Source organism: Salinicola salarius, from assembly GCF_003206135.1.
Taxonomy (GTDB): domain Bacteria; phylum Pseudomonadota; class Gammaproteobacteria; order Pseudomonadales; family Halomonadaceae; genus Salinicola; species Salinicola salarius.
Window position 1 is genome coordinate 133,110 of record NZ_PZJT01000013.1, and the last position, 6,344, is coordinate 139,453.

Sequence of the window (6,344 nt, forward strand, 5' to 3'; positions counted from 1 at the left end):
ACAGTCATGACTCCAGAGAAGATTCGGGCTCTGTTTCCGACCATGCTCACTGGGCCCGAATCGCTCTGCGCCGCGTCGCCACAAGGACCGTATCCATGAAAACGCTAACGGCCGCCAATCTGGCCAAGAGCTACAAAGGACGTCGCGTCGTCCACGATTTCAGCCTGACCCTGCGCCAGGGCAGCATCGTTGGCCTGCTCGGCCCCAACGGCGCCGGCAAGACCACCTCCTTCTACATGATCGTCGGCCTGGTCAAGGCCGATGCCGGCAGCGTTCATATCGACGACCACGACCTCAGCCGTGCACCGATGCACGACCGGGCCCGAGCCGGGATCGGTTATCTGCCGCAGGAAGCCTCGATCTTTCGCAAACTGAGCGTCGCCGACAACATCATGGCCATTCTCGAGACGCGCAAGGATCTGGACCGCGCCGGACGACGCGAACAGCTCGAGCGGCTGCTCGCCGATTTTCACGTCGACCATATTCGCGACAACCTCGGCATGAGCCTGTCCGGCGGCGAACGCCGGCGCGTCGAGATCGCCCGCGCGCTGGCCACGGAGCCGGCCTTTGTCCTGCTCGACGAACCCTTCGCCGGCGTCGATCCGATCTCGGTCGGCGATATCAAGAGCATCATCCGCCAGCTCCGCGACCGGGAGATCGGCGTTCTCATCACCGATCACAACGTGCGCGAAACGCTGGACATCTGCGACAACGCCTACATCGTCGGCGACGGACAGATCATTGCCGAGGGCCGCCCGGATGCCATCCTCGACAACCAGCGCGTTCGCGACGTCTATCTTGGCCACGAATTCCGGTTATAATCCGATTTCCCGCCCTATCCTGCTTCTTTCCGGCGGCCAGCCCTGCCTGAGCCGCCCTTAGTGGCATGTTTCTTGCATAAATCGTTGCATGTCGTCAGATCAATCAGTAACGTGGCTATTCCCTCGTTGATTATGACGTCCGTTTCGCCATGTCCATGAAGCCTTCGCTGCAACTCAGAGTCGGCACGCAGTTGACCATGACGCCTCAGCTTCAGCAGGCGATTCAACTGCTGCAGCTGTCGACGCTCGACCTGTGCCAGGAGATTCAACAAGCGCTCGAATCCAATCCGATGCTGGAGCTGGAAGAGCAGTACTCGGAGCAGGAGACCCAGGAGACGCCGGAAGACGACTGGTCCAGCGACATTCCCGAAGAGCTGGCGCTCGACAGCGACTGGAGCGACACCTATCAGGACGCCACCGCCGGATCGCTGGGCAGCAGCAGTGGCAGCGAAGAGGCGCCGGATTTCGACCGCAACGCCGCTGCCACCAGTCTGCACGACCACCTTTTGTGGCAGATGGCGATGGGCGATTTCGACGACCGCGAGCGCGAGCTGGGCGAATGTCTGATCGACGCGATCAATGACGACGGCTACTTCACCGGCTCGCTCGACGAGCTGGCCCTCAGCCTCCGCACCCAGCGCGGCGACCGCGTGACCACGGCGGATCTCGAACACATGCTGATGCGCCTGCAGCAGTTCGACCCCACCGGGGTCGGCGCCCGCGACCTGCGCGAATGCCTGCTGCTCCAGCTCGGCACGCTGGACACGGATACCCCGCTGCTGCCACAAGCCAAACGCCTGGTGCGCCAGTTTCTCGAGGCCTTGGCTGGCAACGATCGGCGACTGCTCAAACGCCGACTGCGGCTCGAGGACGACGAACTCGACAGCGTCATCGCAATGATCCGCACGCTCGAACCACGCCCCGGGCAGCGCTTCGATACCAGCCGCGACGACTACGTGATTCCCGACCTCGTCGCCACGCCCTCCCCCGAGGGCTGGCGCATCGAGCTCAACGCCGAGGCGCTGCCGCGTCTGCGCATCCAGCCCGACTACGCCGCCCTGATCAAGCGCGCCGACAAGAGTGACGACAACACCTTCCTGCGCCAGCATCTGCAAGAGGCCCGCTGGCTGCTCAAGAGCCTGTCGAGCCGCAACGACACGCTGCTGCGTGTCGGCCGGGAGATCATGTCGCGCCAGGTCGATTTCCTCGAGCGCGGCGAAGAAGCCATGAAGCCGCTGATCCTGGCCGATATCGCCGGTAGCGTCGACATGCACGAGTCGACGATTTCCCGTGTCACGACCCAGAAGTACATCCACACGCCACGCGGCGTGTTCGAGCTCAAGTACTTCTTCTCGAGCCAGGTGGGCGGTCAGCGCGGGGAAGGCGACAGCTATTCGAGCACGGCGATTCGCGCCCGGATCAAGAAGTTCATCGGCGAAGAGCCCCCCAGGAAGCCGCTCTCGGACAGCAAATTGGTCGAATTGCTTGCCCAGTCCGATATCTGCGTTGCCAGGCGCACCGTGGCCAAATATCGGGAAGCCATGGGCATTCCCTCGTCCAGCGAACGCAAGCGCCTTTCCTGACGTCCCGACTGCACGACGAGGCAAAATCGATCCAGGGCTCGCCAAACCGGGCGATATGGATCACGATGCCTTTGCAGTGACCTGAAAAGGGTTACAATCAAAAGTGCCATCTGCCGCAACAGGAGTGTGTCATGCAAGTGAACGTTACCGGCCACCATGTCGAGCTGACCGATGCCCTCCGGGACTATGTCGGAGAAAAACTCGTTCGTTTGGAGCGTCACTACGACAACATCACCAATGTTCAGGTCACCCTGAGTGTCGAGAAGGAGCGCCAACAGGCAGCCTGTACCCTGCATGCCGCAGGCGGCGATCTGCACGCCGAAGCCAGCGATACCGACATGTATGCCGCCATCGATTCACTGGCCGACAAACTCGACCGTCAACTGGTCAAACACAAAGAGAAGGCACAAGCCCGCGCCCAAGGCGCCGGCGCCCGTTAACGCCTGATGATGACACTGGAAAGCATTCTGCCTCCCGAACGCACCCTTTACGGGGTCACGGGGGGCAGCAAAAAACGTCTGCTGGAATTTTTCAGCACCTTCATCGCCCAAAACACACCCAGCCTGGACAGCCAGGAAGTCTTCAGCCGCCTGATCGGCCGTGAGCGACTGGGCAGCACGGGGATCGGCAACGGCGTTGCCATCCCCCACGCGCGCAGCCCTCACTGCAAGGGGCCGATCGCGGGATTCATGCGCCTGAAGGACGCCATCGACTTTGACGCGATCGATGGTGAACCGGTGGATCTGGTATTCGTGCTGCTGGTACCGGAGGAAGCGGACGATACCCACCTTTCGCTACTGGCCGAAGTCGCCGGCGTCATGAATCAGGGCAGCGTCAGACAGCAGTTGCGTCACGCAGAGACTCAGCAAGCGCTGCACGACGCGCTGATCGATGCCATCCGTCATCACCAACCCAGCGATAACGGCTACTAGAGATGCAACTCGTCATCATCAGTGGTCGCTCCGGTTCGGGAAAATCGATCGCCCTGCAGGCACTGGAAGACCTGGGCTACTATGCCATCGACAACCTCCCGGCCAACCTGCTGGCGCCACTGATCGACGAACTGCGCAGCGCCCCGCCCACACGCCCCAACGTGGCGGTCAGTATCGATGCCCGCAACCTGCCGGAAGCGCTGGAGCGCTTCCCGGTCCTGTTGAACGCAGTACGTGAACGCGGGATCGACACGCAGGTCGTCTATCTCACCGCCGATGCCAAGATTCTGCTGGAACGCTACTCGGCGACCCGACGACGCCACCCGCTGACCCGCGGCAACGACATGACCTTGGCCGAGGCGATCGATCACGAGCAGGAATATCTTGCACCGATTCGCCGCATGTCCGATCTGGTGATCGATACTCAGGGGCTCTCGGTCCACGAACTGCGTGCACGGATCGGAGAACAGGTCGCCAGGCACACCGGCGGCCGTTTGACGTTGACCTTCGAATCCTTCGGCTTCAAACGTGGCGTGCCGCTGGATGCCGACATGGTGTTCGACGCGCGCTGCCTGCCCAACCCGTTCTGGGATCCCGGGTTGCGTGCCTATGACGGCCGCGACGCCCAGATCGTCGAATTTCTGGAAACCTATCCCGACGTCCACGCCATGGCCGGCGACATCCATGCCTGGCTGGACCGCTGGCTGCCGGCCTACCTGGCCAGTCACCGCAGCTATCTGACGGTGGCGATCGGTTGCACCGGTGGCCAGCACCGTTCGGTCTACCTGATCGAGCGCCTGGCCCGCCATTTCCACCATGAATCCGCCGACATCCGACTTCGCCATCGCGAACTCGGTATCCATACCGCCCTCTCGCAGGATTCCACACCGCGAGAGCCGGCGCCGCAGGATGCACCATCAAAAGACGCAGGATCACTCAAGCGCGATGCCGACACGTGAACTTCGCCTGACCAATCGTCGCGGACTGCATGCCCGCGCCGCCACCAAACTGGTCCAATGCTGCCAGCCCTTCGCCGTCCGTGTGGCGATTCATCACCGTGAACGCCAGGCCGATGCCGCCAATATCATGTCTCTACTCATGCTGGCCGCGCCTTGCGGCACCGAGTTGACCGTGACGACCGAAGGCGACGATGCAGACGCCGCCATGGAGGCCATCATCGAGCTTTTCGAGGCGCGTTTCCACGAGGACGAGTAGCTCCCGCTCCTTCCACAGCGTTCGTGAACAGCGTTTTCCATCCTCGTCATTTTGCTCGACGATGGTAGAATGCTCATCCCGCCAGTCGTTCAAGGATGACCGTTCAGGATGAGCAATAATCCCGAAAAGCTGCAGCCACGGCTGGCCAAGCTCAACGAAGCTCTTGAAAGCGGCGCGCTGGATCAGGCACGGCGCATGCTCAATCGCGGCCTGGCGCCGGTGGATGTCGCCCATCTGCTCGAGTCCAGCCCGCCCAAGGAACGCGAGATTCTCTGGGGCCTGCTGGACCCCGAGCTGCATGGCGACGTGCTGCAGTATCTGGGCGATGACGTCCAGATCGAATTCCTCAACCGCATGGATGCCGAACAGCTGCTGACGGCGACCGAGGGTCTCGATGTCGACGACCTCGCCGACCTGCTGCAGCAGCTACCCAATACCGTCATCCAGGAAGTCCTCCAGTCGATGGAGGCGCAGGAGCGCCAGCGGGTCGAAGCGGTCCTCTCTTACCCGGAGGACACCGCCGGCGGCCTGATGAACCCGGACGCGATCACCATTCGTCCGGATATCACGCTGGATGTGGTCCTGCGCTACCTGCGCCGCCACGAGCGCCTGCCCGATGCCACCGATACCCTGCTGGTCGTCACGCGTCGTGACGAGCTGATCGGCATTCTGTCGCTCAACCGCCTGCTGGTCTCCGATGTCTCGGTGCTGGTGCGCGAGGTCATGGAAACCGACTTCCACTCGATACAGGCCACCGCCTCGGACAGCGACGTCGCGACGCTGTTCCAGAAGCATGACCTGATCTCGGCGCCGGTGGTCGGCATCGACGGCAAACTGCTCGGCCGTATCACCATCGACGACGTGGTCGACGTCATCCGCGAGGATGCCGAGCACCAGGTCATGAGCATGGCCGGTCTCGACGAGGACGAAGACACCTTCGCCCCGGCGCTGCGAACGAGCCGTCGCCGGGCGTTCTGGCTCGGTATCAACCTGATCGCGGCAACGATCGTCTCCATCGCCATCGGCTTCTTCGAGGACACCATTCAGCAGATCGCGGCCCTCGCGGTGCTGATGCCGATCGTCTCCAGCATGGGCGGCATCGCCGGCTCGCAGACGCTGACCGTGCTGATTCGCGGCATTGCGCTGGGCCACGTCTCCGGCGCCAACGTGCGCTGGCTATTGATCCGCGAACTGCTCGTCGGCATGACTAACGGCCTGATCTGGGCCGTGGTCGTGGGCACCATGTCGGTCTTCCGCTTCGACGACATCCGGCTGGGGCAGATCATCGCCATGGCGATGGTCATCAACCTGACCGTCGCCACGATGGCCGGCACCCTGATCCCGGTACTGCTCAAGAAATTCAAGATCGACCCGGCGCTGTCCGGCGGCGTGCTGCTGACGACCATTACCGACGTGGTCGGCTTCGTCGCCTTCCTGGGTCTGGCGACCGCCTTTTACCTGTAACGACCCGGCAGGCCCGATCATCGAACCCAGGCGGGCCACGACGCCGGGTGATGCCAACGAGGAGCAGCGGATGAACTTTCATACCCGCAAATGGATCAAGCCCGAGGATCTCAATCCCAACGGTTCACTGTTCGGCGGAAGCCTGCTTCGCTGGATCGACGAAGAAGCCGCGATCTACGCCATCATCCAACTGGGCAATGCCCAGGTCGTGACGAAGTACATCTCCGAGATCAACTTCGTCTCCAGCGCTCGCCAGGGGGATATCATCGAACTCGGCATTACCGCCACGCACTTCGGCACCACCTCGATCACGCTGGAATGCCACGTGC

At 62.4% G+C, this 6,344-nt stretch carries 8 protein-coding genes; all 8 read left to right on the forward strand.

Annotated elements, in window-relative coordinates; all coding sequences use genetic code 11:
* Positions 1 to 95 precede the first annotated feature (95 nt).
* A complete protein-coding gene (gene lptB, locus DOM32_RS13280) occupies positions 96 to 821 on the forward strand; it encodes an LPS export ABC transporter ATP-binding protein (RefSeq protein WP_071232898.1) in 726 nt (241 codons plus the stop codon).
* 149 nt (positions 822 to 970) lie between these two features.
* Positions 971 to 2,404, forward strand: coding sequence for an RNA polymerase factor sigma-54 (locus DOM32_RS13285; protein ID WP_110635243.1), 1,434 nt, complete (start codon positions 971 to 973; stop codon positions 2,402 to 2,404).
* A gap of 131 nt (positions 2,405 to 2,535) precedes the next feature.
* The gene (hpf, locus tag DOM32_RS13290) at positions 2,536 to 2,844 is read left to right on the forward strand and encodes a ribosome hibernation-promoting factor, HPF/YfiA family (protein WP_071232900.1); all 309 of its coding nucleotides are present in this window, start codon (positions 2,536 to 2,538) and stop codon (positions 2,842 to 2,844) included.
* A 9-nt stretch (positions 2,845 to 2,853) separates the two neighbouring features.
* Positions 2,854 to 3,336 (forward strand): PTS IIA-like nitrogen regulatory protein PtsN, encoded by a 483-nt coding sequence (ptsN, locus tag DOM32_RS13295; protein ID WP_071232971.1) that lies wholly within the window; start codon positions 2,854 to 2,856, stop codon positions 3,334 to 3,336.
* 2 nt (positions 3,337 to 3,338) lie between these two features.
* The gene (gene rapZ, locus DOM32_RS13300) at positions 3,339 to 4,295 is read left to right on the forward strand and encodes an RNase adapter RapZ (protein WP_110635245.1); all 957 of its coding nucleotides are present in this window, start codon (positions 3,339 to 3,341) and stop codon (positions 4,293 to 4,295) included.
* Positions 4,282 to 4,551, forward strand: coding sequence for an HPr family phosphocarrier protein (locus tag DOM32_RS13305; protein ID WP_071232902.1), 270 nt, complete (start codon positions 4,282 to 4,284; stop codon positions 4,549 to 4,551). The genes rapZ and DOM32_RS13305 overlap by 14 nt, the downstream gene beginning before the upstream one ends.
* Before the next feature lie 108 nt (positions 4,552 to 4,659).
* Entirely contained in the window at positions 4,660 to 6,015 is a 1,356-nt protein-coding gene (mgtE, locus tag DOM32_RS13310) for a magnesium transporter (RefSeq protein WP_071232903.1), read from the forward strand.
* A gap of 70 nt (positions 6,016 to 6,085) precedes the next feature.
* A partial coding sequence (locus DOM32_RS13315) for an acyl-CoA thioesterase (protein WP_277354969.1) occupies positions 6,086 to 6,344 on the forward strand: 259 nt, incomplete at its 3' end.

What these genes read in the sequence shown, in the direction of transcription:
- hpf (WP_071232900.1), top strand. Translation starts at nt 2,536, where the DNA reads ATGCAAGTGAACGTTACCGGCCACCATGTCGAGCTGACCGATGCCCTC.
- DOM32_RS13285 (WP_110635243.1), top strand. Translation starts at nt 971, where the DNA reads ATGTCCATGAAGCCTTCGCTGCAACTCAGAGTCGGCACGCAGTTGACC.
- ptsN (WP_071232971.1), top strand. Translation starts at nt 2,854, where the DNA reads ATGACACTGGAAAGCATTCTGCCTCCCGAACGCACCCTTTACGGGGTC.
- rapZ (WP_110635245.1), top strand. Translation starts at nt 3,339, where the DNA reads ATGCAACTCGTCATCATCAGTGGTCGCTCCGGTTCGGGAAAATCGATC.
- mgtE (WP_071232903.1), top strand. Translation starts at nt 4,660, where the DNA reads ATGAGCAATAATCCCGAAAAGCTGCAGCCACGGCTGGCCAAGCTCAAC.
- lptB (WP_071232898.1), top strand. Translation starts at nt 96, where the DNA reads ATGAAAACGCTAACGGCCGCCAATCTGGCCAAGAGCTACAAAGGACGT.
- DOM32_RS13305 (WP_071232902.1), top strand. Translation starts at nt 4,282, where the DNA reads ATGCCGACACGTGAACTTCGCCTGACCAATCGTCGCGGACTGCATGCC.